Annotated in this window: 26 protein-coding genes; 16 read left to right on the top strand and 10 right to left on the bottom strand. The window is 72.9% G+C overall.

Going from position 1 to position 23,199, the window contains the following annotated elements; translation table 11 throughout:
* Window positions 1–313: 313 nt before the first annotated feature.
* Window positions 314–709, bottom strand: a complete 396-nt coding sequence (locus O7613_RS08105; RefSeq protein ID WP_281583375.1) for a DUF2267 domain-containing protein — start codon at window positions 707–709, stop codon at window positions 314–316.
* A 90-nt stretch (window positions 710–799) separates the two neighbouring features.
* The gene (locus O7613_RS08100; RefSeq protein ID WP_282294507.1) at window positions 800–2,143 is read right to left on the bottom strand and encodes a hypothetical protein; all 1,344 of its coding nucleotides are present in this window, start codon (window positions 2,141–2,143) and stop codon (window positions 800–802) included.
* Window positions 2,144–2,308: 165 nt separating this feature from the next.
* On the opposite strand from O7613_RS08100, the gene O7613_RS08095 reads away from it, so the two are divergent.
* On the top strand, window positions 2,309–2,911 hold the full coding sequence (locus O7613_RS08095) for a class I SAM-dependent methyltransferase (protein WP_282293047.1): 603 nt from the start codon (window positions 2,309–2,311) through the stop codon (window positions 2,909–2,911).
* A 77-nt stretch (window positions 2,912–2,988) separates the two neighbouring features.
* On the opposite strand, the gene eccB is transcribed toward O7613_RS08095, so the two are convergent.
* Window positions 2,989–4,371, bottom strand: a complete 1,383-nt coding sequence (eccB, locus tag O7613_RS08090; RefSeq protein WP_281583378.1) for a type VII secretion protein EccB — start codon at window positions 4,369–4,371, stop codon at window positions 2,989–2,991.
* 234 nt (window positions 4,372–4,605) lie between these two features.
* Here eccB and O7613_RS08085 point away from each other — a divergent pair, with 234 nt between their 5' ends.
* The 7 genes from O7613_RS08085 to O7613_RS08055 all read left to right on the top strand — a co-directional run bounded on the left by O7613_RS08085 (window position 4,606) and on the right by O7613_RS08055 (window position 9,585).
* Window positions 4,606–4,875: a metal-sensitive transcriptional regulator gene (locus O7613_RS08085; RefSeq protein ID WP_281583379.1), complete on the top strand. Its 270-nt coding sequence runs from the start codon at window positions 4,606–4,608 to the stop codon at window positions 4,873–4,875.
* Between the two features lie 126 nt (window positions 4,876–5,001).
* Window positions 5,002–6,402: an MBL fold metallo-hydrolase gene (locus O7613_RS08080; RefSeq protein WP_282293046.1), complete on the top strand. Its 1,401-nt coding sequence runs from the start codon at window positions 5,002–5,004 to the stop codon at window positions 6,400–6,402.
* A 107-nt stretch (window positions 6,403–6,509) separates the two neighbouring features.
* Window positions 6,510–7,097 carry a rhodanese-like domain-containing protein gene (locus O7613_RS08075; protein ID WP_281583381.1) on the top strand — a complete coding sequence of 196 codons (588 nt, stop codon included), beginning with the start codon at window positions 6,510–6,512 and terminating at the stop codon, window positions 7,095–7,097.
* Window positions 7,094–7,990 (top strand): sulfite exporter TauE/SafE family protein, encoded by an 897-nt coding sequence (locus O7613_RS08070; protein ID WP_281583382.1) that lies wholly within the window; start codon window positions 7,094–7,096, stop codon window positions 7,988–7,990. Before O7613_RS08075 ends, O7613_RS08070 begins: the two co-directional genes overlap by 4 nt.
* Window positions 7,929–8,537, top strand: coding sequence for a class I SAM-dependent methyltransferase (locus O7613_RS08065; RefSeq protein WP_282293044.1), 609 nt, complete (start codon window positions 7,929–7,931; stop codon window positions 8,535–8,537). The genes O7613_RS08070 and O7613_RS08065 overlap by 62 nt, the downstream gene beginning before the upstream one ends.
* A gap of 84 nt (window positions 8,538–8,621) precedes the next feature.
* Window positions 8,622–9,332 carry a spermidine synthase gene (locus O7613_RS08060; RefSeq protein WP_281583384.1) on the top strand — a complete coding sequence of 237 codons (711 nt, stop codon included), beginning with the start codon at window positions 8,622–8,624 and terminating at the stop codon, window positions 9,330–9,332.
* 73 nt (window positions 9,333–9,405) lie between these two features.
* The gene (locus tag O7613_RS08055; RefSeq protein WP_281583385.1) at window positions 9,406–9,585 is read left to right on the top strand and encodes a hypothetical protein; all 180 of its coding nucleotides are present in this window, start codon (window positions 9,406–9,408) and stop codon (window positions 9,583–9,585) included.
* A 50-nt stretch (window positions 9,586–9,635) separates the two neighbouring features.
* Here the strand turns inward: O7613_RS08055 and O7613_RS08050 are convergent, their stop codons facing one another.
* Entirely contained in the window at window positions 9,636–10,601 is a 966-nt protein-coding gene (locus O7613_RS08050; RefSeq protein ID WP_282293041.1) for an RNA polymerase subunit sigma-70, read from the bottom strand.
* 118 nt (window positions 10,602–10,719) lie between these two features.
* On the opposite strand from O7613_RS08050, the gene O7613_RS08045 reads away from it, so the two are divergent.
* Both O7613_RS08045 and O7613_RS08040 read left to right on the top strand, forming a co-directional pair.
* Complete coding sequence (locus O7613_RS08045) at window positions 10,720–10,851, top strand: hypothetical protein (protein WP_282293039.1); 132 nt, start codon at window positions 10,720–10,722, stop codon at window positions 10,849–10,851.
* 80 nt (window positions 10,852–10,931) lie between these two features.
* Window positions 10,932–12,029 (top strand): winged helix DNA-binding domain-containing protein, encoded by a 1,098-nt coding sequence (locus tag O7613_RS08040; protein ID WP_282293037.1) that lies wholly within the window; start codon window positions 10,932–10,934, stop codon window positions 12,027–12,029.
* Window positions 12,030–12,116: 87 nt separating this feature from the next.
* Here the strand turns inward: O7613_RS08040 and O7613_RS08035 are convergent, their stop codons facing one another.
* The 3 genes from O7613_RS08035 to O7613_RS08025 form a co-directional block, all read right to left on the bottom strand.
* The gene (locus tag O7613_RS08035; protein ID WP_281583389.1) at window positions 12,117–12,785 is read right to left on the bottom strand and encodes a hypothetical protein; all 669 of its coding nucleotides are present in this window, start codon (window positions 12,783–12,785) and stop codon (window positions 12,117–12,119) included.
* Window positions 12,786–12,803: 18 nt separating this feature from the next.
* Complete coding sequence (locus O7613_RS08030) at window positions 12,804–13,442, bottom strand: class I SAM-dependent methyltransferase (protein ID WP_281583390.1); 639 nt, start codon at window positions 13,440–13,442, stop codon at window positions 12,804–12,806.
* Window positions 13,443–13,516: 74 nt separating this feature from the next.
* On the bottom strand, window positions 13,517–14,467 hold the full coding sequence (locus tag O7613_RS08025) for a LysR family transcriptional regulator (RefSeq protein ID WP_282293035.1): 951 nt from the start codon (window positions 14,465–14,467) through the stop codon (window positions 13,517–13,519).
* Window positions 14,468–14,558: 91 nt separating this feature from the next.
* Between O7613_RS08025 and O7613_RS08020 the strand changes: the two genes are divergently transcribed.
* A complete protein-coding gene (locus O7613_RS08020; protein WP_282293033.1) occupies window positions 14,559–15,911 on the top strand; it encodes an MFS transporter in 1,353 nt (450 codons plus the stop codon).
* Here the strand turns inward: O7613_RS08020 and O7613_RS08015 are convergent.
* Both O7613_RS08015 and O7613_RS08010 read right to left on the bottom strand, forming a co-directional pair.
* Complete coding sequence (locus tag O7613_RS08015) at window positions 15,803–16,192, bottom strand: OsmC family protein (protein ID WP_281583393.1); 390 nt, start codon at window positions 16,190–16,192, stop codon at window positions 15,803–15,805. The genes O7613_RS08020 and O7613_RS08015 overlap by 109 nt on opposite strands.
* 87 nt (window positions 16,193–16,279) lie before the next feature.
* The gene (locus O7613_RS08010; protein ID WP_282293031.1) at window positions 16,280–16,888 is read right to left on the bottom strand and encodes a class I SAM-dependent methyltransferase; all 609 of its coding nucleotides are present in this window, start codon (window positions 16,886–16,888) and stop codon (window positions 16,280–16,282) included.
* Window positions 16,889–17,127: 239 nt separating this feature from the next.
* Here O7613_RS08010 and O7613_RS08005 point away from each other — a divergent pair, with 239 nt between their 5' ends.
* The 4 genes from O7613_RS08005 (at window position 17,128) to O7613_RS07990 (ending at window position 22,157) form a co-directional block, all read left to right on the top strand.
* Window positions 17,128–17,307, top strand: coding sequence for a hypothetical protein (locus tag O7613_RS08005; RefSeq protein WP_281583395.1), 180 nt, complete (start codon window positions 17,128–17,130; stop codon window positions 17,305–17,307).
* Window positions 17,308–17,496: 189 nt separating this feature from the next.
* Complete coding sequence (locus O7613_RS08000; RefSeq protein ID WP_282293029.1) at window positions 17,497–18,102, top strand: YdeI/OmpD-associated family protein; 606 nt, start codon at window positions 17,497–17,499, stop codon at window positions 18,100–18,102.
* 301 nt (window positions 18,103–18,403) lie between these two features.
* Window positions 18,404–21,103 carry an RICIN domain-containing protein gene (locus tag O7613_RS07995; RefSeq protein WP_282293027.1) on the top strand — a complete coding sequence of 900 codons (2,700 nt, stop codon included), beginning with the start codon at window positions 18,404–18,406 and terminating at the stop codon, window positions 21,101–21,103.
* Window positions 21,104–21,200: 97 nt separating this feature from the next.
* A complete protein-coding gene (locus tag O7613_RS07990) occupies window positions 21,201–22,157 on the top strand; it encodes a sulfotransferase (protein ID WP_282293025.1) in 957 nt (318 codons plus the stop codon).
* Between the two features lie 7 nt (window positions 22,158–22,164).
* Here O7613_RS07990 and O7613_RS07985 read toward each other — a convergent pair whose 3' ends face one another.
* Window positions 22,165–22,704 carry an ATP-binding protein gene (locus tag O7613_RS07985; RefSeq protein WP_281590332.1) on the bottom strand — a complete coding sequence of 180 codons (540 nt, stop codon included), beginning with the start codon at window positions 22,702–22,704 and terminating at the stop codon, window positions 22,165–22,167.
* 78 nt (window positions 22,705–22,782) lie between these two features.
* Here O7613_RS07985 and O7613_RS07980 point away from each other — a divergent pair, with 78 nt between their 5' ends.
* Window positions 22,783–23,190, top strand: coding sequence for a nitroreductase family deazaflavin-dependent oxidoreductase (locus O7613_RS07980; protein WP_281583399.1), 408 nt, complete (start codon window positions 22,783–22,785; stop codon window positions 23,188–23,190).
* The last annotated feature ends 9 nt before the right edge of the window (window positions 23,191–23,199 follow it).

Raw genomic sequence — 23,199 nt, 5'->3', positions numbered from 1 at the left:
GCTCTCCACCGACGGCGGGCACGCAGCATGGAATGAACGTGATCATTGATTCCCCCCCAGGACTTCACGTTGGAAGCAGAATATGGCCCGACCCCTCGACCGGAAGAGCATCGATGCGGGTCAAGCCGAAGGGGGGAAGGCCCCTGGCACCACGGGCGGAGGAATCCGTCCGATCATCCCTCTAGCGCGAAGACGATTTTCAGCGTAGGCACCTACTGGCGAGTTATTTTACGGTGAAAATACTTTCGGGCCGCGAAATCTTCACCTGGCGGCCCCGATGCCGGCAGCTCGACCCGGATCGCGGGGAGCCTGCTCAGACATCGTACGGCGGACGCGGAATCGGGTCCACCATCGCGTCGAACCCCTTGGGCAACTGCGCCACCAGATCCTGGAACTCGCCCACGGTGACCGTCTCGCGCAACGTCTCCAGCACCGCCCGGGTGCCCACCTGGGCGACCGCCGGATCCACCGCGGCCCGGTCGGCCACCCGGAAGAGGAAGTCCACCAGGGCGCCGGTCGCCCCGGCCGGTTCGGACGTCGTCAGGTAGCCGCCGACGTCGTCCGGGAGTTGGGCCGCCAGATCGGCCGACTCGTCGGCGGTGATCCGTTCGGCGAGGGTCTGCAACACCGCCCGGGAGATGGTGGCGGCCTGGTCGCCGGGAAGCTCCGCGCGGCGCGCCACCGCCTCGACGAACATGGGAAACCGCATGCCGCCCCTCCCCTCGTCGCCGGCCACCGACCCGCCGCCGCCCGCCGACCCCGGCGAGTACCCGCGCCCACCCCCACCAAACGACGTGGCTCAGCCCTCGGCGAGCGCGTCCAGCACCAGCGCCGCGGTCCAGCTGAACGCCGGTGAGCCGAGGCCGACGCCGGTGTCCGGGTGGAAGTACTCGTGGCAGCCGGCACGGTCGACCAGGTCGAGCAGGGACTCCCGCAGCCCGGCCGCCAGGTCGGCCCGGCGGTGGGTCCGCAGCCCCTGCCAGAGCAGCCAGCCGGTGTTCACCCAGCTCGGTCCGCGCCAGTACCGCAACGGATCGAAGTCCGGCGCGGTGCGGTCGTGCGTGGGCAGCGGCCGGGCCATCCGGGTGGCCAGGCCGAACCGGGGTGAGCACGCCTCGGCCAGCACCGCCCGCACCTGCCGTTCCGGCAGCTCGGGCAGGGCCAGCGGCATCAACCCGAGCACGGTACGCGCCGGCACGAGCCGGTCGGTGCGGACGTCGCGGGGGCGGAACGTGCCGGCGACCGGGTCCCACAGGCGGGTCACCAGCGCCTCGGTGATCCGGGCCGCCCGGTCGCGGTGCGGGCACGGGTCCGCGCCGACGACCGTCGCGATCCGGGCCAGCGCGTACTCGGCGACCCCGAGGGCGGCGTTGACGAGCGGGCACTCCACCAGGAACGGGTGCCGGCCGAGCAGGCGGTCGTCCCGGTAGCGGCCGGCGCGGTAGCTCTCCACCAGCGCGACGTACCGCGCGTAGTCCAGGTCGGTGGGTCGGTGCGCGGCGTCGGCGTACGCGGTGTCATGCCGGCGGTACACGCGCATCACCGACTCGTCGGCCGGCACCGCCCCCAGCGGGGCGTCCCAGGCCGGACTGTTGTCCAGGCCCGACTCCCACGGGTGCACGATCGCGGCCAGCCCGCCCCCGCCGACGTCCCGCCGCCCGGTCAGATAGCGCTGCTGGGCGACCAGCCGGGGATAGAGCCGCCGCAACGCCGCCACCGACGCCTCGGAGGGGGCGCGGCGGTGCACCAGCCACGCCGCCGGGGCGTGCACCGGCGGTTGGACGATGCCGGAGGTGGCCACCGCCGGTGCGCCGTCGACGCGGGCCGAGTCCCAGAACTCCGGCCCGGGAAAGTACGCGCCGACGCGCAACGCCGGGTTGAACACGATGTGCGGCACCCGACCGTCGGCCCACTGCGCGGCGAACAGCGTGCGCAGCTCGCGCCAGGCCCGGTCCGGGCGCACGTGGGCCAGCCCGACCGCGACGAACGCCGAGTCCCAGCTCCACTGGTGCGGATAGAGCGTGCGGGACGGGACGGTGTGGTCGTGTTCCCAGTTGGCGTCCAACGTGGCCAGCGCGAGCCGGCGCAGCCGGGCGTCGCGTTCCGCGCCGGCGCGTACCCCGGCGGCCAGGCTGCCGGTCAAGGGCGTCACGTCCTCCGTCACCAGGGTGCATGAAGGGGGTGCCGGATCCGATCGTACCCCAAAAATGGGCATATGTGATTAGACGGCTACTCCCGGCGCCGGTCGGGGTCGACGCGACCGCCCGCGACGACGGCGGGCGGGAGGTCCGACGGTTAACGTGAGCCCATGGCCAAGCCGACCCGCTGGGTGACCGACACCGAACCCGGCCACTCGCAGTGGTACGTCGACCGGTTCCGCCGCCTCGCCGCCGAAGGGGCGGACCTGGCCGGTGAGGCCCGGCTCATCGACGCGCTCGTGCCGCCCGGCGCCCGGATCCTGGACGCCGGCTGCGGCACCGGCCGGGTCGCCGCCGCGCTGGCCGCCCGAGGGCACACCGTGGTCGGGGTGGACGCCGACCCGACGCTCGTCGAGGCCGCCCACGCCGACCACCCCCGCCCCCGCTTCCTGGTCGCCGATCTGGCCGAGCTGGACCTGCCCGCGCACGGCGAGGCCGAGCCGTTCGACGCCGCCGTGGTGGCCGGCAACGTGATGGCCTTCGTCGCCCCCGGCACCGAACGGGACGTGCTCACCCGGATCGCCACGCACGTGCGCCCGGACGGCGTGGTGGTGGTCGGCTTCGGCACCGACCGCGGTTATCCGGTCGCCGGGCTGGACGCCGACGCGGTGGCCGCCGGGCTGCGCCCGGAGCACCGCTTCGCCACCTGGGACCTGCGGCCGTGGCGCGACGACGCCGGGTTCGTGGTCACCGTCCTGCGCCGCCCCGCCTGAGTCGCGGACCGGCCCGGATCACGGGCCGGGTGGGTCGCCGTCGTGCCTCACGGTCCGCGGTGAGTCGCGGCCGGTGGTCAGGCCGGAGCGGCGACCACGCGGGCGGCCTCCGGGTCGAGTGGGCTGCCCGCCGGCAGCAGGTCGACCAGGCCCGCCGGCAGCCGCACCGGACGCACCCCGGCGTAGCCGAGCATGCCCGGCACGTCCGCACCGGCGAGCGCGTACCGCCGGCCCAGGTCGGTGACCACGCACACCGCGCCGCCGGTGGCGCCCGGGGCCGCCACCGCCTCCACGAGCGCGCCGCGCCCCGGCTCCACCACGACCTGGTCGGCCAGCCCACCCCGCCCTCCCGAGGTACGCGCGACGGCAGCCAGGTCCGGCGCGGTCACCCCGAGCCGGATCTCGCGTACGCCCGCGTCGTCGCCGGCCCGTGCGCAGAGTGCGCCCGCCTCGGACGCGGCCAGCCGGGGCGGCACGGCCGGCGGCGCGGTCGGGCCGCCGGGTACCAGGTCGGGCAGCTTCGGCAGCGCGGCGAACCGGCCCAGCGTGATCGGCTCCGGCTCACCCTGCCCGGTGCGCGCCAGCAGCAGCGCGGCCTGCAACTCGGTGATACCGGCCAGCCCGTCGCGGGCGGCCACCGCGTACTGCCGGCCGCCGCCGGAGTTGCGCACCAGGTAGACGTCGCCCACCGTGGCCCCGGCGATCCCCCCGGAGGGTACGCCGAGGTCACCGACCGGCGGCGGGGCCAGGTCGACGCCGGCCGGGATCGTGTTGAGCAGCGCCGCCGCGACCGGCACGGCTCGCGCCCGGGTGGCGGCGAGCGCGGCGAGCACCCGGTCGGTGTCGCGAAGCAGGTAACGCCGGTCGTGCCAGAGCAGGTGCAGGCCGCCGTCCGGGTGACGGACCAGCAGGCCGCGGTCCCCGAGCGCCCGGCCGCCGGCCGCGTCCCGCCCGATCAGCAGCGCCGAGCGGGCCTGGTCCTGCCCCGCCTCCCCGGTCACCGACGAGCAGAGCGTCCAGCCGTCGCGGACCAGCCGGTCGGGCGCGGGCAGCGAGTCCGGGGCGTCGGCGATGCCGAGCGGCAGGCCGCGCGGCACCCCGTCGATGGCCCGGCGGGTGACGAGCACGGTCGTCGGCCGGTCCGCGCCGATGATCAGCAGCGCCGAGGCGTAGTTGAGCACCGGATGCAGCTTCTCGTCGCGGTAGACGAACCGGGCACCGGACTCCTTCTCCACGATCACCGCGCCGGTGTCCCGCCAGGAGCTGCCGCCGCCGGTGAACAGGCCGTACAGCGCCACCGCGCCGAGTGCGATCGCCGCGACCAGCACGCTGGCCAGGCCGGCGCCGGCCAGCCGGCGAAACGGCGACTGCGGGGGGTCGGTCTCCCGCATGACGAGCGCGGCGACCGCCCGCTGGACGGTGAACTGGTACGAGTGCAGCTGGTCCTGCCGCGACGCCATCGGGGTCCCTCCGCCGGGATCGTCGCCGCACAGAATAAGCACTCCGTCGATCCCCCAGCTACCCTGCGTGCCTCCGCTGACTCTCGTCCCCACGTCCGCCGACCCGCCCACACCTCGTCGATCATGAGGTTGCCGTCCGACATAACGGACAGGAACACCGTTAACCTCATGATCAGCCAGGGGCGGTGGCGCTTCGGTTACCCCCGGGGGTATGTTGGGGGCAGGAGGTGGGACGTGAAGTTGCGACCCGAGATGACCGGCGACGCGTTGACCCGACTCAAGCGGGCCCGCGGGCAGCTCAACGCCGTGATCGAGATGATGGAGAACGGTGAGGACTGCCGCGCGGCGCTCACCCAGCTCGCCGCGGTGTCCAAGGCCATCGACCGCGCCGGCTTCAAGATCATCGCTTCCGGCATGCGCCACTGCGGCACCGCCCGCCAGGCGGGCGAGGAGCCGGAGATGACCGAGGAGGAGCTGGAGAGGCTCTTCCTCTCCCTGGCCTGATTCCACCGAACTCCGCCCGCGTCGCCTGATCGCGACGTGGGCGGGTAATCCGCGCCCGAACCCGGGCCGGAGTCTGCGCCCCGCATACCCCCCGGGGTATAGCGGGCGAGGAGAGGAGAACGAGACATGACCGCAGAGGTGTCCGTCATCGCGACGTCCTCGCTCGGCGACCGCAGCTACCTGGCCTCCGACGGCCGGACGGCAGTCGTGGTCGACCCGCAGCGCGACATCGACCGGGTCCTGCACCTGGCCGGCGCCAAGGGGGTGCGCATCACCCACGTGGTGGAGACCCACATCCACAACGACTACGTCTCCGGCGGCCTGGAACTGGCCCGGCTCACCGGCGCGCGTTACCTGGTCGCCGCCGCCGACCAGGTCGGCTTCGACCGGACGCCGGTGGCCGACGGCGACGTGGTGCCGGTCTCGGACGACCTGCGACTGCGGATCGTCGGCACGCCGGGCCACACGTTCCACCACCTGTCGTACGTGCTGGACCAGGCGAGCGACGGCGGCTGGACGCCGATCGGCGTGTTCACCGGCGGCTCGCTCCTGTTCGGCACCACCGGTCGCACCGACCTGCTCGGCCAGCGACACGCCCACGAGCTGGCGCACCACCAGCACGCCTCCGCGCGCAAGCTGGCCGACCTGCTGCCCGATGGCGCGCAGGTGTGGCCGACGCACGGCTTCGGCAGCTTCTGCTCGGCCAGCCAGGCCGACGCCCCCGAGTCGACCATCGGCCGGGAGAAGGACGTCAACCCGGTGCTGCGACTGGCCGCCGACCGGTTCGTCACCGAGACGCTCGCCGGCCTGGACGCCTACCCGGCCTACTACGCCCACATGGGCGTGGCCAACGCCGCCGGTCCCGCACCTGTCGACCTCACGCCGGTGGCCCGCGCCGACGCCGCCGAGCTGCGCCGCCGGATCGCCGCCGGCGAGTGGGTGGTCGACCTGCGGCACCGCAAGGCGTACGCGACGTCGCACCTTGCCGGCACCGTCAGCCTCGGCCTGGACGGGCCGATGTCGACCTGGCTCGGTTGGTTGATCGACTGGGGCGTCCCGATCACGCTCCTGGCCGAGACCCCCGGCCAGGTCGCCGACGCCCAGCGGGAACTGGTCCGGATCGGGATCGACCGGCCCGCCGCCCAGGCCACCGGTGCGCCTGAACGGTGGGCCACCGCACCGTCGGAGCTGCGTGACCTGCCCGTGGCCGACTTCGGCGCCCTGGCCGACGCGCAGGCTGGAAACACCCCGGCCGGCCTGCCGGACCCGCAGGTCGTCCTCGACGTCCGGATGACGAACGAGTGGACGGCCGGGCACGTCGACGGCGCGGTCCACGTCCCGCTCCCCGACCTGCCCGCGCGACTCGCCGACGTCCCCGCCGGGACGGTCTGGGTGCACTGCGGCTCCGGCTACCGGGCCACCGCCGCCGCGTCCCTGCTGGCCAACGCCGGTCGGGACGTCGTGCTGATCGACGACGCGTTCGGCCGGGCCGAGGCGGCCGGCGTCCGCATGGCGCCCGCCGCCTGACCTCCCCTGCCCCGCCCGGCCGGCGCGCCGACAGCGCCGGCCGGCGATGCCCCCTGCCCGCGACGGCTCCCGCCGACCCGGTGGCCGTCCGCCCCCGAAGGAGAACCATGACCACGACCAACCCGTCGACCGTCGACGCGACCACCTTGCGCGAGCTGATCGCCACCGGCCACGCCCCCCGGATGCTGGACGTCCGCACCCCGGGCGAGTTCGAGACCGCACACGTCCCCGGCGCCTACAACGTGCCCCTGGACCTGCTCCGGGAGCACCGCGACGAGCTGCGCAACCACCTCGACGAGGAGGTGGTGCTGATCTGCCGTTCCGGCGCCCGCGCCGCTCAGGCCGGGCAGACGCTCGCCGCCGCCGGCCTGCCCCATCTCCGGGTGCTCGACGGCGGCATGCTCGCCTGGCAGGCCACGAACGCCCCGGTCAACCGGGGACGCCCGCGCTGGGACCTGGAACGCCAGGTGCGGCTCGTCGCCGGCTCGATCGTGCTGGCCGCCGTCGTCGGCTCGGTGTGGCTGCCCGGCCTGAAGTGGGTCGCCGGGTTCATCGGCGCCGGCCTCACCGTCGCCGCCGTCTCGAACACCTGCGCCATGGGCATGTTGCTCAGCAAGCTGCCCTACAACCGGGGCGCGAGCTGCGACCTGGACACCGTCGTCGGCCAGCTGCGCGACACGGGGCGGCGGTCGTGACCGCCCTGGCGCTGACCCTGGTCGGCGCGGTGCTGATCGGGGTGAGCCTCGGCCTGCTCGGCGGCGGGGGGTCCATCCTCGCGGTGCCGCTGCTGGTCTACGTCGCCGACCTGCCCGCCAAGGAGGCCATCGCCACCTCGCTGCTCGTCGTCGGCGCCACCAGCGCCGTCGGCGTACTGCCGCACGCCCGCGCCCACCGGGTGCGCTGGCGCACCGGGCTGGTCTTCGGCCTGGCCGGGATGACCGGCGCGTACGCCGGCGGCCGGCTGGCCGAGTTCGTCCCGGCGAACGTCCTGCTCACCGCGTTCGCGCTGATGATGCTCGCCACGGCGGCGGCGATGATCCGCGGTCGCCGCCCGGCCGCGGGCCGGCCCGTGCCGCACGAGCTGCCGGTGTTCCGGGTCGTCCTCGACGGAATCGTCGTCGGCCTGGTCACCGGTCTCGTCGGCGCCGGCGGCGGCTTCCTGGTGGTGCCCGCCCTGGCGCTGCTCGGCGGCCTGCCGATGCCGGTGGCGGTCGGCACCTCGCTCGTCGTCATCGCGATGAAGTCCCTCGCCGGCCTGGCCGGCTACCTGTCCAGCGTCAGCATCGACTGGGGCCTGGCGACCGCCGTCACCGCCGCCGCGATCGTCGGCAGCCTGCTCGGCGGCCGGCTGGCCGGCCGGATCCCGGAGGACGTCCTGCGCCGCGCGTTCGGCTGGTTCGTCGTGGTGATGGGCGTGTTCGTGTTGGCCCGGCAGTTGCCGCCGGTCGCCGGACTCGGGCTGGCCGTTCTTGCCACGGCCGGTACGGTCACGGTGGCGGTGTGGGGCCGCCGAAGAAGGGATTACTGTGGACAGTCGCGACTGGGACGACAGGTACGCCAACGCATCCGGACTGGTGTGGACCGCTGAACCCAACCGCTTCGTGGTCGAGTCGGTCGCCGGTCTGAGTCCCGGCTCAGCGCTGGACATGGCCGCGGGCGAGGGGCGCAACGCGGTATGGCTCGCCGGTCAGGGGTGGCGGGTCAACGCGGTGGACTTCTCGACCGTGGCCGTCGAGCGAGGGCGTGAGCTGGCCGCCGCGCGGGGCGTCGCGGTCGACTGGCGGATCGCCGACGTGACCGCGTACCGGCCGGTGCCGGGCAGCTACGACCTGGTGCTGATCAGCTACCTGCACCTGCCCGGCGCCGACTTCGCCGGCGTGCTCGCCGCGGCGCGCTCGGCGCTGCGTCCCGGCGGCACGCTCGTGGTCGTCGGCCACGACCTGGCGAACCTGGACGGCGGCACCGGCGGCCCGCAGGACCCGAGCGTGCTGCTCACCCCCGAGGCGGTGGTCGACGGGCTGGCCGGGCTGCGCATCCGGCGGGCGGAGACGGCCCGCCGACCGGTGTCGACCACGGACGGCGGCACGGTCGACGCGCTGGACACCGTGGTGGTGGCCAACCGCCCCGCCGGCTGAGCCACCGGCGGCGGTCGTTCCCGCCGGCCACCCCGGTGCCGGCCGGTAACATCCCGGGGACGGGATCGGCGGAGGGGACACCGGGTGGGCGTGCGTTTCGAGGAACTGGCCTGGCGGGAGACGCCGATCGGGGAGATCAGCCTGCGCCGCCGACACGACCCGGCACTGCACGCCGACGTGTACGAGGTGAAGCTCGGCGACGAATACCTCATGTCCAGCGCCTTCCCGGTGGCGGAGATCGAGCTGGCCCGGCTCGGGCTGGCCCCGCTCACCGGGGAGTCGCTCGACGTGGTGGTCGGCGGGCTCGGCCTCGGCTACACCGCGCGCACCGCGCTCGAGGACTCCCGGGTGCGCTCGCTGCTGGTGGTCGAGGCGATCGAGGACGTGATCGACTGGCACCGGCAGGACCTGCTGCCGTTCGCCGCCGGCCTGGCGGGGGACCCGCGTACCCGCTTCGTCCGGGCGGACTTCTTCGCCGCGGTCGCCGACGGCGGCTTCGACCCGGACGAGCCCGGGCGGCGGTTCCACGCGGTGCTGCTCGACGTGGACCACTCCCCCCGGCACGTGCTGCATCCCGGCCACGCCTCGTTCTACACGGTCGAGGGGCTGCGTCGGCTGGCCGCGCTGCTGCACCCGGACGGGGTGTTCGCGCTCTGGTCGAACGACCCGCCGGACCCGGAGTTCCAGCGCACGCTGACCGAGGTGTTCCCGACCTCGGTGGCGCACGTCGTCCGGTTTCCCAACCCGTTGCAGGGGCGGGAGGCGGCGAACACCGTCTACGTGGCGCGACGTTGACCGTCGGCGGCGGGCATGCTCGCTGGCGCAGTGGGAAAGCGCCGGGCGCACCGTAGGAGACGGGAGGCACCACATGCGTGCGTTGCTCTGGGTGGTCGGCGTGGTCGCCGGCGTCCTCATCCTGCTCGGGCTGCTGCTGGAGGCGGTCCGCTGGCTCGTGATCATCGGCGTGATCGCGCTGGCCGCGGTCATCATCTTCGGCATCCTGAAGACCCGGCGGGTGGTGCACCACCACTCGACGCCCCGCCGCTGAGCTGGTCGGAGGACCTGCCCGCAACCGTGAGCCGTCGGCCGGTACGGATGTCACACGGCGAGGTGGGCGTCGACCGTGTGCGGCAACCCGAACGGGTCGAGCACCGCCGGGTCGGCGAACGTCACGCAGCGCCGGATCAGGCCGTCCCGCACCGTGAACACCTGGACGGAGTGGGCCCGGCCGCCACCGGTCGCCGGGTCCGGCGCGTACGCGGCCAGGGCCGGACTGCCGTTGGCCGCCACCGCTCGCAGCCGCCAACCGTCGCCGCGCAGGGCGAAGACCCGCGCCATGAACTCGCGGTAGTGCGTCCGGCCGGCGAGCCAGAGCGGCACCGGAGGCATCTCCAGCACCACGTCGTCGGCGAGCAGCCGGGTCAGGCCGGGCACGTCGGCCGCCTCGAACGCGGTCAGGTAACGCTCGACCGTCGCCTGCTCGTCCGGGTCGGCGGGCTCGCGCCACTCGTCGAGGACCGGCCCGGCGGCCCGCAGGCTCGCCCGGGCGCGTTGCAGGCTGCTGTTCACCGAGGCGACGCTGCTGCCCAGGGCCTGCGCCACCTCGGTGGCGGGCAGTTGGAGCACCTCGCGCAGCAGCAGCACGGCCCGTTGCCGCGCCGGCAGCAGTTGCAGCGCCGCGACCAGGGCGAGCCGCAGTCCGGCGCGCTGCTCGGCGGCGTCGGCCGGGTCACCGAGCCGGGTGTCCGGGAACGGCTGCAACCAGGAGACGTGCCGGCTCGGCACCAGCGGCGCGTGCGGGTCGTCGCCGGGCGGGCCGAGGCCACTCGGCAACGGCCGCCGGGCCCGCCCCGCCAGGGCGGTGAGGCAGGCGTTCGTGGCGATCCGGTGCAGCCAGGTGCGCAGCGACGCCTGCCGCGGGTCGTACCTGTCGGCGGCCCGCCAGGCCCGCACCAGCGTCTCCTGCACCACGTCCTCGGCCTCGTCGACGGAGCCGAGCATCCGGTAGCAGTGCGCCAGCAGATCGCCGCGGTACGCCTCGTGCTTCGTCGGGTCCCCCGCCACCCCGTGCGAGCCTACGCGGAACTCCCTGCCCGGGATGCGATGAGTTCCGCGCGTGGCGCCGGTATGTGCGGGTGAGGGCGGCCCCGACCGGAGCCGCCACGACCGCAGGGAGCCTTCGATGGGCGACGTCATCGTCATTCAGTTCGTCACGCTTGACGGCGTGGTCTCCGACCCCGACGGGCGCGGTCCTGCGCCGCACCCGGTGAGCAGCTCGGTCTCCGCGCCGATCGTGGACCGGGGAGTGCGCTGAGCAGCCGCCCGCCGTCGTCGGTGTGCCGACACCTGTCGCGTGCCGCGGTCGGTGTCGGTGCCGACGCCTACGCTGTGGCGATGGTGGACCGCCGGCAGGTGATGGGCTTCCGCGTCCGGGCCCAGCAGCTCGACCGCGCCAAGGGCGCGCTTGACGACACGGCCGTGCTCGACCTCGGGGTGCAGGACACCGGCCCCGACGGCGGCCGGTGGGCGCTGGCTTTGCGCGGGGTCGACGTCTCCGCGCCGGCCGACGACGAGCTGGTCGTGCTGTGGACCGTGCGCGGCGCCCCCCATCTCTACCGCCGTGCCGACGTCGACCGGGTGGCAGCCGCGGTGGAGCCGTTCTCGGACGCCGACGCGGCCAAGCGCATCTACGACGCGGCCAAGCCGTTGCGGGCGGCCGGCATCGGGATCCTCGACGCGCTCGACGAGGTGGCCGCCGGCATGCGGTCGATCGTCACCGAGCCGACGGTCAAGGGTGACGTCTCGGGCCGTCTCGCCACGATGCTGCCCGAGCCCTACCTGCGCTTCTGCCGGCCGTGCGGTGTCACCCACATCTACGAGATGCCGTTCCGGCTGGCCGCCGTGCGCGCCGGGTTGGAGCTGGCGCCCGGCACCTCGCCGCCGGTCCTGCGCCGCATTCCGCGGTTCCGTCGGGCGGCGGCCCCGGGCGAGCGATTCGACCTGGTCCGCGCCTACCTCCGGCTGCTCGGCCCGGCCACGCCGAAGCACGTGGCCGACTACCTCGACGCCCCGGTCAGGGACGTGAAGGCCCGCTGGCCGCAGGACGTGGTGGAGGTGACCGTCGACGGCGAGACCCGCTGGCTCCTGGCCGCCGACGAGGCGGCGTTGGCGTCGGCCGGGAGCACCGGGGTCCGCCTGCTCGGCCCGTTCGACCTGTTCCTCCAGGCGAAGGACCGGGCGACGCTGGCGCCGGACGCGGCCCGGGCCAAGGAGTTGTGGCCGGTGCTCGGCCGACCGGGCGCGGTGTTGATCGACGGCGACCTGGTCGGCGCCTGGCGTCCCCGCAAGTCCGGCACCCGCCTGACGGTCACCGTTCAGCCGTGGCAGAAGCTCCCCGACAGCCGCCGCCGGGCCGTCGTCGAGCAGGCCGAACGCCTCGCCGCGCACCGCTCGGCCACCCTCGCGGGCGTCGAGTTCGCCGACTCCCGCTGATCATGAAGTTGACTGCCGGGAGAGCGCTCCCCCAGGCCGCCAACTTCATGATCGTCAAGCCTTTCGCGCCGGCTCGCGTCGATCGACTCAGGTGAAGCACTCGATCGTCGCGGGGATCAGGCCGTGGCGTCGGACGACGTCGGTGAGCCGGTGGAGCAGCGGGCGCAACGCCTCCCGGTCGAGCGGCTCGGCCGTCACGTCCAGGCACCATGCCACCCCACCGCCGACGCGACGCAGATCCCAGCGCAACGCCGTCCCGTCGAGGTGCAGCCGACCCGTGCCGACCACACCCGGGTCGGTGCCCCCGTCGAGACGCAGGGCCACCCGCAGGCCGGTCAACCGCTCGGCGTCGAGGTCACCGGCGAACAGCACCCGGTGCACGGCCGGGCCGAAGCCGAGCCGCAGCGGCGCGGTGGCCGCCAACGGCACGTCGTCCCGGAAGCGGTCGCGCAGCGCGTCGTCGTCCGGCAGCACGCCGCCGCCGAGCCGGCGGTAGGTCTCCTCCGCGTCGGCGCGGGTGACCGCGCGCACCCGGGCGCGCACGTCCGGGTTCGCGCGGACGGCCCGCGTGAACGCCGCCGCACTCCACCAGCCGCCGTCCGCAGGCGTCCAGCCGGCGGTACGCAGGCGCGTGGCGGACAGGTCGTCGGCCAGCTCGAACTCCTCGACCAGCAGTCCGACCGGCGCGGCCGGGCCCAGCAGGTAGTAGTCGAGCGTGGACGGGGCGACGACCGACGTCGCCAACGGCTGGGTCACCCCGGCACGGTAGCGCGCTCACCGGTGGGCGAAGACGAACCCGCCCGCGACACCCGGGGCCGGGCGGTGCGTCATCTCCGCCGCCACGGTGAACCCGGCGGCGTCCAGCCAGGCCGCGACCCGCTCCGGCGGGCGGCGGTGCACGTGGACGCGCATGGGGTGACCGCCGTATCCCTCGGTCTTGAGCCGGCTGCCGTCGCCGGCGTGGAACCCGAGCAGCACGACGCCGCCGGGCCGCAGCACGCGCCGGAACTCGCCCAGCACCGCCGGCACCTCGCCGTCCGGGACGTGAATCAGCGAGAACCAGGCGAGCAGCCCGGTCAGGGCCTCGTCGGCCAGGTCGAGGCGGGTCATGGTGCCGACCTCGAACCTCAGGCCCGGATGGTCCCGCCGGGCCATCTCGATCATCCGCGGGGACAGGTCGACGCCGAACGCGTCCAGTCCGAGGCCGTGCAGGTGAGCGGTGAGTCGACCCGGCCCGCAGCCGACGTCCGCGACCGTCCCATGCCCCCGCGCCCGCACCAGCTCGGCGAAGAGCGCGAGGACGCCGCGCTGGAACGGTTCCTCGGCGAGCGCGTCGCGCAGCATCTCGGCGTAGCTGGCCGCCACCGTGTCGTAGGAGATCCGGGTGTCGTCGAGCCAGCCGGGTGCGTCCATCGCCGTACCCTAGCCACCGCCGCCGCCACGGCTGCGATCCGGTGCCACCGCTCCCGGGACCGGCCGGCGGCGCGTCACCGCGACGCCGCCGCCGGGCTGAGCCTCGGCCAGGACGGGCGCCACACCGGACCGGGCGGCGGCGGCAGGCCCGCGAGGTGGTCGACGAGCGGCCCGAGCGCCGGGTGCGGGGCGGTCGCGGCCAGCATGAGCGAGATCGGGTACGCGAGCGTCGGGTTGATGATCGGGATGCGGCGCAGGTCGTGGCCGGCCGGCCAGAGGTGGCGGTCCCGCGCGCCGACGAAGGTGGCCAGGTCGGCGGTGTCGGCCAGCGCGTCGAGGAGCACCTCGACGCCGAAGTTCGGGCCGGTCGCGTCGATGCGCAGGTCGAAGGCGGTGGCCACTTCGTCGTAGAACTCGGACCATTCGCTGCGCGGGACGATGCCCGGCACCCAGATCCGGAGCTTGCGCAGGTCGGGCGGGCTGAGGGTGCGAGCGGCGGCGAGTGGGTGCCGGGGGCCGACGAGGAGTTCCAGCGGGTTGTCGAAGGCGTGGACCATCCGTACGCCGGGCGGCAGCGTCGCCGGGTCGGTGACGGTCCGGAAGGCGGCGTCGAGGTCGCCGGCCCGGACGGCGGCGGCGACCAGGTGCGGGTCGTCGACCCGGAACGTCACCACGTCGAGGTCGACGCCGGGTCGCGACCGCCAGTAGTCGTGCAGGATGACGGCCTGCGCGCTGCGCAGGCCGAGCACGTCGATCCGCAGCGCCCGCGAGCCGGGCCGGACCGCGGCGACGGCCCGGTCGGCGGTCGCGACGATGTCCCGGGCGTGCGCGAGGAACGCCTGGCCGTCGAGCGTCAGCTCGACCCCTCGGGCGGTACGGGTGAACAGGCGGACCGCCAGTTCCCGCTCCAGGGCGGCGACCCGTTTCGAGACGGCCTGCTGGGTGACGCCCAGTTCGTCGGCGGCGTGTCGCAGCTGCCCCAGCTCGGCCGCCCGGACGAACGATCGCAGTGCCTCGGTGTCCACCGGCCCACCCTAGGGCCGCACAACCGATGGTTGTGGCTCGCCGGTCGCCGGTTGTTTGCTCCCGCGCCGCCCCGGCCGGTCTGATGCGCGGATGCGCGAGAATCTGGGCCCCGACTTCGGCCGGCTGTGGTCGGCGTACGCGGTCAGCACGTATGGCACGTGGCTCGCCTTCGGGGCGTTTCCGCTGCTCGCGGTGCAGGTGCTGCACTCGTCGGCGTTCGCGGTGTCGCTGCTGGAGGCGGCCGGGCTGGCCGTCGCGGCGCTCGTCGCGCTCCCGCTCGGCCCGTGGGTCGAGCACCGACGCAAGCGCCCCGTGATGATCGCCATGGACGTGGTCCGGTTCGCCGCCATGGTGAGCGTGCCGGTCGCGTACGGCCTGGGTCTTCTCTCCTACGGGCAGTTGCTCGTCGTCGCGGTGGTGACCGGGACGGCGGGCATCGCCTTCACGGCGGCGTCCGGCGCGTACCTGAAGCATCTGGTCCGCGGCGACCACCTGGTGGTGGCGAACGGACGGTTCGAGGGCACGAGCTGGGTGGCGATCGCGGCCGGTCCGCCGCTCGGCGGCGCCCTTGTCGGGCTGCTCGGTCCGGTCGTCACCGTCACCGCCGACGCGGTGAGCTACCTGCTGTCCGCGCTGGCGGTCCGCCGCATCCGCGGCGACGACGTCGCGGCGCCGTGGGCCGGCGGGTCGCGCGCCGCCGCGCTGGCCGCCGGCTGGCGGTTCATCCGGTACGACCCGGTGCTGCGGCGCCTGTTCCTCAACGCGGCGCTGGTCGGCGGCCTGATCACGGCCACCGTGCCACTGCTGGCTGTCCTGCTGCTCGGCGAGTACGGCTTCCCGGCCTGGCAGTACGGTCTCGCCTTCGGCGTGCCGGCGCTCGGCGGCTTCGTGGGCGCCCGGCTCTGCCCCCGTCTGGTGCGGCGGTACGGGCAGCACCGGGTGCTGACCGGGTCCGGCTGGCTGCGCTCGATCTTCCCGCTCGGTCTCGCGTTGGTCCGGCCGGGCCTCGCCGGGCTGCTCACGGTGATCGTCGTGGAGGCCCTGCTGATCACGTGCATGGGGGTGTTCAACCCGATCCACGCCGCCGAACGCCTGCGGCGCACTCCCCCGGACCGGGTCGCCCGGGTGCTGAGCGCGTGGAGTGTCGGCAGCCGGCTGACGCAGGCCGCGTCGACGCTGGTGTGGGGTGTGCTGGCCACGGTCATCGGCCCGCTGGCCGCGATCGTCGTCTCCGGTGTGTGTCTGCTCGCCACCCCGCTCCTGCTGCCCGGCGCGGCGCTCATGCGGTCGCAGAGCGTCGGTCAGACCCGGGTCGAGCTGCCGGTCCGGAGGGTTCAGCGGCGCTCCACCGGGGCTCCGGCGCGGATGGCGCGCGGGATCTCCGCCACCTCGTCGACGCGGTCCAGCAGCCGGTCCAGGTCGTCGGCGGGCGCGGGTGAATGAAGCTCGACGTGGTAGGTGATGCCGGTGGACGCCCAGGTCGTCGTGTCGAAGCCCCCCGCGGCCGTGACGCGCACCCCGTCGACGCGGATGCCCATCTCGCCCGCCTCGCGGTACACGTCGTTGAGCACGCAGCCCGCCGCCGCGACGTGCAGGAGGTGGGCCCCGGTGAAGTCGGCGGTGACCGTCACGCCCTCCGCCGTCCACCGGTGGGGGAACCGGACCGTTTCGGCGGCGCCCGACCGGTACGAGCCGGCGCCGACCACCACTTCGAACTCGCCCACCGGCTCGCCCCGTTCGCTCGTACCACGTCGGACCCGGCCATTGTGCCCCCGCCCGGGGCATCCGGCCAGGAGTGCGACGCACAGGCGTCAGCCGGCGGTCCGCGTCGCCGCGACGGCGGCGTGCGGCCGGCGGACGCCGTCGCCGGGCCGGTGCACCCGTTCCACCTCGCTGAAGCCGGCTCGGGCCAGCCGTTCGGAGAACTCGTCGACCGGCCAGCGGTAGGCGGTGACGACCTTGTGGTCGAACGCGGCGACCTCGTCGCCGACGAAGATGCCCAGCACCACCGTGCCGCCGGGCGCCACGACCCGACGGAACTCGGCGAGCACCGCGTCGAGGTCGTCGGGCGGCAGGTGGATCACCGACCCCCAGGCCAGGATGCCGGCGACGGCGTGGTCGGCGACGGCGAGCCTCGCCATCGAGCCGAGCACGTAGCGACCGCCGGGGTGGGTGGCCCGCGCGTGGGCGATGAACTCGCCGACGAGGTCGAAGCCGATCGCGTCGACGCCCTGCGCGCGGAGGAAGTCGGTGAGGTGGCCGGGTCCGCAGCCCAGGTCGAGCACCGTGCCGGTCCGGCCGCCGAGGTGACGTCGGATGAAGGCCCGGTCGTCGGCGTGGACCTGCTCACTCGTGCCGAACAACGCGATGTACTGGTTCGCGACGGCGGCGTACGACCGGCGCACCTGCTCGGTCCTCATGCCCCGACCCTAGAGCCCCGGTCACGGTCCTTCGCGGTAGGTCAGGCGATCAAGGAGTTGGGACATTGTGGAGGTCGTCTTCGACGCGAACTCCTTGATCACGCCGACGCGGGGGGTGGGCTAGGCTCGGGTGGTGGCCTTCGAGCAGTGTTTGACCATGCGCTGGCCGTCGCTTGACGGCGAGCGTCGACTGCCACTGGTTTCCTGATCAGCGGCGGACGGGATGGGGGGCGGACGGGATGGGACGGAAGGGCACGCTGATCCTGCTGGCGGGTGCCGTCGTCGTCGGTCTCGTCAGCCTTGTGATGGCCATGCTCGACCCCTCCCGGGTCGGCTCCTGGGCGACCGCCCTCGGCATGGCCTGTGTGGCGAGCGCGCAGGTGCTCCGGCTGCGGGAGCTGAGAAAGCGCGGCCGGTGAGACAGCGGCCTCAGGGCCGCAGGTAGCCGGACAGCCGATCAGCGAGTTGCTTCGGGCGGCTGAGCGCCACCGAGTGGCCGCCGTGGAGCAACACGAACGTCGCCATGCCCGAAGCGTCGCACGAGGGCCCGACATCTCGTCGACGGACGGACGGTCTCGTGCGTCGTACCCTCCGGTTAGCCTTCCGTCATGCCGAGCCCCGAGCTGGACGAGTTGATCGTCGCGGACGCCGAGGCGCTGCGCGCCTGGTTGTCCGCCCACCACGCCACCTCGCCCGGCGTGTGGCTGGCCCTGACCAGAAAGGGCGGCACCGTGACGACGCTGACCTGGCAGCAGGCGGTCGACGAGGCGTTGTGCTTCGGCTGGATCGACGGGCAGGCCCGCCGGCGGGATCAGGAAAGCTCCTGGATCCGGTTCACCCCGCGCCGGCCCCGCAGCGGGTGGTCGCAACGCAACGTCGCGCACGTGGCGCGGCTGGAGGCGGCCGGGCGGATGCAGCCGGCGGGCCGCGCCGTGGTGGAGGCCGCGAAGGCGGACGGGCGTTGGGCCGCCGCCTACGCCCCGTCGTCGGAGACCGAGGTGCCGGCCGATCTGCTCGCCGCGATCGCCGCCGATCCCGCTGCCCAGGCCATGTTCGACGTGCTCACCAGGACCAACCGGTTCGCTCTCGCCCACCGGCTCAACGCTGTGAAGCGGGCGGAGACCCGGGAGCGGAAGATCGGCGAGTTCGTCGCCATGCTGGCCCGCCACGAGACCCTCCACCCGCAAAAGGCCAGGCCCTCCGCCACGCCCTGACCGACGATCAGTTGTGCATAGACGTCTGATGATTGTTGCGTCCGGCGTCTCCGACGCCTACGCTCCAAAACGGAATTCTGTGACCATGGGCGAGAGATTGCGAACGGGCGGCGGACGTTCCCGGTGGCACGGTGAGTGCGGCCGGTCGGGTGAGCTTCGCTGCTCGTAGGGCACGCATGACCTTGCCTCTGCATGTCGCTGCCCCTTGCCAAGGAACCCGCCATGGTCGGAATCGCCAGGTAGCCCCCAGGATGACTGTCCAGCGACCATCTCCTTCGGCGGTAAGCGAAAGGAATGGCACGTGAGATCAGACGTCTCCACCGCTCGACGGTTGCTGCTCGCGGTTGCGCTTGTGGTCGCCTCCACGCTTCCGGCGGTCCTCGTGAATCAGTTGCCGGCTTCGGCCGCCGTCCAGCAGACCTACTACGTCGCCCCGGACGGGAACGACGCCAACCCGGGCACGCTCCAGTCGCCGTTCAAGACCCTGCAACGTGCGCGGGACGCCGTGCGTACGGTGAATTCGAGCATGACCGGCGACATCCAGGTATATCTGCGCGGCGGTAGTTATCCGGTGAGCAGCACGATCGAGTTCGGCGCGGCCGACTCCGGCACCAACGGTCACCGGGTCGTCTATTCCGCCTACCCGAACGAGACGCCGGTGCTCGAAGGTGGTGTGCAGGTGACCGGGTGGACCCAGCACAGCGGCAACATCTGGAAGGCGCCGCTCGACCGCGCCAACAAGTTGCGGGCGCTCTACGTCAACGACAAGCGGGCGTACATGGCGTCCAAGACGATCGGCTCGGCCGGCTGCTACGGGACGTACACGGTCACGGCCGGGCAGGCCGCGTGGGCCTGGGAGTCGGGGTCGCAGTGCGACGGCGCCAAGTACAGCCTGAACGACTTCCCCGCGATCGCCCGCAACGCCGACGACATCGAGATCGAGACGGCGACGACCTGGACCACCGCCATCGTGGGGGTCCGGCAGGTGACCACGAGTTCCGACGGCGCGAACCGGGTGGCGCTGTTCCAGCAGCCGGGCGCCGCCATCGCCCAGGGCGCGTTCAACGGCAACGCCCAGACGGGCGGCTCCCACAAGGTGATGAACGCCTACGAGTTCCTGGACACGCCTGGTGAGTTCTACTTCGACAAGAGCGCCCGGACGGTCTACTACTACAAGAGCAGTTCCGAGAACATGGCGACCGCGTCGGTCTTCGCGCCGAACAACGTGACCACGCTGCTGCGGGTCGCCGGCACCTCGACGAGCAGCCACGCGCGCAACATCACGTTCTCCGGGCTCACCGTGCAGCACTCCGACTGGAACCTGTTCACCGTCGCCGGCTCGTCGTACAAGCAGGCACAGCAGGGCAACCTCGGGGCGTTGGCGTACGCGAAGAAGAACTTCCACGACTACTACTACCGCAACGTGGACGTCACTCCCGGCATGATCCAGGTGGAGAACGCCGACGGTGTCCGCCTGGAGCGCAACCGGATCCAGCACACCGGCGTCGACGGCGTCAACATGGTCAACGACGTGCAGAACAGCCAGTTGGTCGGGAACGTCACCAACGACATCGCCGGCTCGGCGATCACCGTCGGCCATCCCCAGCACGTCTACATCGGCGACGGGACGTCGACCAACCGGGAGAAGTGGTCCCCGCAGGTCGAGGGGCTGCCGAAGAACATCGAGATCCGCAACAACTACCTCTACGACAGCGCGGTGCTGTTCAACGGGCACAGCCCCATCTCGGCGTACTTCGTCGACACGCTGACGGTGCAGCACAACCGGATCGAGAAGTCACCGTGGTCGGGCATCACGCTCGGTTGGGGCTGGTGGAACTTCGACGGGTCATCGGGCTCGATCGCACCGAACCGGCCCACCACCACGGCACGGAACAACACCATCAGCTACAACCACATCATCGACACCGTCCAGCGACTCAGCGACACCGCACCCATCTACACCCTGGGCAGCCAGCCGGGGACCACGATCACCAACAACTACCTCCAGGGCGTGCCGTCCGGTCACAAGTACGGCCTGCACCCGGACGAGGGTTCGGCGTACATCACGTTCCGTGACAACGTCCTGAGCGTGGACAAGAACATCACCTGGCTCATCAACTCCGACGACTTCGGGCGCAAGCACGACCTGAGCATCACGCAGACCTACGGCCCGATCAACAAGGTCTCGAACAAGAACCTGCCCAACAGCACGGTCAACGACATCCTCGTCTCCTCCGACTACGTCTGGCCGGCCCCGGCGTACGCCATCGCGGTCAACTCCGGCCTGGAGGACGCGTACCGGGACATCGTCCCGGCGGCCGACCTCTCCCTGCCGAACCATGTTCTGCCGGCGAGCACCTTTGTCACCAGCGGGACGTCCTCCATCCCGATCCGGAGCGCCGGCGACGCGACCAGGACGGTCTGGTTGGCGCCCGCCGGCACGACCACCTTCACCGCCGGTCCGACGATGACCCGGGCCGGGGGCACCGCCACCTCCATCGCCGTGCCGACGACGCAGGGCGAGTACCGGCTGTACGTGGTCGACGCGCAGGGCGGCCGGTCCGCCGAGTCGGGTTCGATCGTCCGGCAGCAGGGCACCGGCGGCGGCCAGCAGGGTGGCCGGCTCGTGGGTGGCCAGTCCGGTCGCTGCGTCGACGTGCCCAACTCCTCCACCACGAACGGCACCCAGGTGCAGCTGTGGGACTGCGGCGGCGGCGCGAACCAGCAGTGGACCTACGGCGCCAACAGGCAACTGACCGGGTACGGCAACAAGTGCCTGGACGCGAACGGCGCGGGCACGACGAACGGCACCACGGTCATCATCTGGGACTGCCACGGCGGTACCAACCAGCAGTGGAACGTCAACGCCAACGGCACGCTCACCAACGTCGCGTCCGGGCTCTGCCTCGACGCCAACGGCGCCGCGACCGCCAACGGCACGAAGATCATCCTCTGGTCGTGCAACGGCGGCGCGAACCAGCAGTGGAGCCTCCGCAACTGACCGGACACAGCCGGGGCCGGGTCACGCGACCCGGCCCCGGCGCGGCTCCGGCAAAGTGACTTGCACGGTCACCAGGTTGAGGCTTTGACTGCTTGCCATGCCTACCCCCGCACCGGTCTTCGTCGCCGGCACGGGCCGTTCGGGGACGTCACGGATCGCCGACATCATCGGCGAACACCCGCTGATCCACCGGATTCCGATGGAGACCCGGTTCATCGTCGACCCGGGTGGCCTACGGGACCTGGCCGACGCGCTCACCCACCGGTACGACCCGATCGTCGGTGAGGACGCCCTGCACCGGCTCAGCGACCTGCTCACCGTACGAATCCCCGGCCGGCGCGACGACCGTGGCGGTACCGTCCCCGAACTGGTCGGCGAGCGGCGCTACCGGGACGCGGTGCACCGGCTCTGGCCACGGTTGGTCGCGTGCGCGTACGACGAACCCACGCCCGCGGAAGGCTTCGGCGACGCCGACCGGCCCGCCGGACCGTTCGCGCCGCCCAGCCGGCGGCGGATACTCCCCCGGCATTTCCGCGACCGGGACGAACTGCTCGGCATCCTGCGTGACCTGGTCGATACCATGTTCGGCGGGGCAGCCGTCGACGCGGGCAAGCCGACCTGGTGCGAGAAGACACCGTTCAACCTGCTGTGCATGGATTTCCTCTGGGAGCTGGTGCCCGAGGCGACGATCGTGCACATCAAACGGCACCCGCTCGCCGTGCTCGCGTCCCACCTGGCCCAGCCGTGGGCGCCACCCACGGTCGACGGCGCGCTCGCCTACCTCACGGCGGTCTACCACCGGTGGCTCACCTGGAGGAACACGGTCGACCTCACCGGCAGGCGGTACGTCGAGGTGAAGGCGGAGGATCTCGCCGCGGACTGGCCGGGTCAGCGCCGCGCCCTGTTCGCACAGCTCGGAGTGGACGACGCCGTCACCGCCGCCACGTTCCAGTCGCACAAGCTTGCGCACCGCGACAACCAGTTCGACGACGAGACCCGCGAATACGTCAGGGCAGCGCTCGGCACGATCATCACCGCCATGGGGTACGAGTGACGGGCAGTCAGGAGACCGACGGCGGCCAGCGGTGGGTGCGCCACTCGTGCCACGTCGCGAACCCGGCCGGCGGGTCACCGATCGGTTCGCTGCCGTCGAGTTCGCCGGGCGTGGGGATCTCGATGGCGGCGGCCCACGCGGCGAGTTCCTCGTCGGACATGGGCCACGTCGTGTGCGGCGCTTCGGCTTGGCGCCTGTCGAGTCGTCTGCGCTGTTCGGCCGCGGTGAGCGCGAAGTAGCGCATCTCCACCGTCGCGCCGAGGTCCGCCGCGGCCTGCCGCAGGGCGGAACGCTCGGCCCGACTCCAGAGGCCGAAGTCGATCACCACGTTGGTGCCGAGTTCGAGGGCGCGCAGCCCGATCTGGATGAGCCGCCCTTCGATCACATCCGAAGCCGACGGCGGGTTGTCGTGCCCGTAGAGAGCCTTCACCCATTCGTCCTTCGTGAGGCGAAGCGCCTTCCGCTCGATCTCGATGCGTCGAGCGGATGTGGTCTTTCCGGTGCAGGGGAGCCCGACAGTCAGGAAGAGTGTTGGTTGCCCCATCATCACCCGTTTCCCGCCGTGCCTCGGTCGACAACGTCAGGATAGGGTTCACGGGGCCGGTTCATGGGGCAAGGAGTAGTCGTGAGCGACTGGAACGACAAGATCATCGAGGAGTTCCGTGCCAACGGCGGCCAGGTGGGCGGCCAGTTCGCCGGCGCGCCGCTGCTGCTGTTGCACACCGTCGGCGCGAAGAGCGGCCAGCCTCGCGTACATCCGATGATGTACCAGAAGCTCGACGGCGGCTGGGCCGTGTTCGCGTCCAAGGCCGGCGCGCCCACCAATCCCGACTGGTATCACAACGTGCGCGCCCAGCCGCGGGTCCGGGCGGAGATCGGCACGGACACGGTCGAGCTGGTCGCCCGGGTCGCCGACGGGGACGAGCGGGAACGGATCTGGAGCGCGCAGAAGGCCGCGTACCCGGGCTTCGCCGACTACGAGCGGAAGACCAGCCGCGAGATCCCGGTGGTCGTGCTGGAACCCGCGCCTTGACGTGAAGCC

The organism is Micromonospora sp. WMMD975, assembly GCF_029581215.1.
Classification (GTDB): domain Bacteria; phylum Actinomycetota; class Actinomycetes; order Mycobacteriales; family Micromonosporaceae; genus Micromonospora.
This window is presented reverse-complemented; position numbering and strand designations above follow the sequence as displayed.

Coding starts and splice junctions, on each gene's coding strand:
- O7613_RS07985 (WP_281590332.1), bottom strand. CDS start 22,704: ATGATGGGGCAACCAACACTCTTCCTGACTGTCGGGCTCCCCTGCACC.
- O7613_RS08000 (WP_282293029.1), top strand. CDS start 17,497: ATGCCGAGCCCCGAGCTGGACGAGTTGATCGTCGCGGACGCCGAGGCG.
- O7613_RS08005 (WP_281583395.1), top strand. CDS start 17,128: ATGGGACGGAAGGGCACGCTGATCCTGCTGGCGGGTGCCGTCGTCGTC.
- O7613_RS08030 (WP_281583390.1), bottom strand. CDS start 13,442: ATGGACGCACCCGGCTGGCTCGACGACACCCGGATCTCCTACGACACG.
- O7613_RS08105 (WP_281583375.1), bottom strand. CDS start 709: ATGCGGTTTCCCATGTTCGTCGAGGCGGTGGCGCGCCGCGCGGAGCTT.
- O7613_RS07990 (WP_282293025.1), top strand. CDS start 21,201: ATGCCTACCCCCGCACCGGTCTTCGTCGCCGGCACGGGCCGTTCGGGG.
- O7613_RS08075 (WP_281583381.1), top strand. CDS start 6,510: ATGACCACGACCAACCCGTCGACCGTCGACGCGACCACCTTGCGCGAG.
- O7613_RS08080 (WP_282293046.1), top strand. CDS start 5,002: ATGACCGCAGAGGTGTCCGTCATCGCGACGTCCTCGCTCGGCGACCGC.
- O7613_RS08045 (WP_282293039.1), top strand. CDS start 10,720: ATGGGCGACGTCATCGTCATTCAGTTCGTCACGCTTGACGGCGTGGTC.
- eccB (WP_281583378.1), bottom strand. CDS start 4,371: ATGGCGTCGCGGCAGGACCAGCTGCACTCGTACCAGTTCACCGTCCAG.
- O7613_RS08010 (WP_282293031.1), bottom strand. CDS start 16,888: ATGAGGACCGAGCAGGTGCGCCGGTCGTACGCCGCCGTCGCGAACCAG.
- O7613_RS08055 (WP_281583385.1), top strand. CDS start 9,406: ATGCGTGCGTTGCTCTGGGTGGTCGGCGTGGTCGCCGGCGTCCTCATC.
- O7613_RS08095 (WP_282293047.1), top strand. CDS start 2,309: ATGGCCAAGCCGACCCGCTGGGTGACCGACACCGAACCCGGCCACTCG.
- O7613_RS08020 (WP_282293033.1), top strand. CDS start 14,559: ATGCGCGAGAATCTGGGCCCCGACTTCGGCCGGCTGTGGTCGGCGTAC.
- O7613_RS08040 (WP_282293037.1), top strand. CDS start 10,932: ATGGTGGACCGCCGGCAGGTGATGGGCTTCCGCGTCCGGGCCCAGCAG.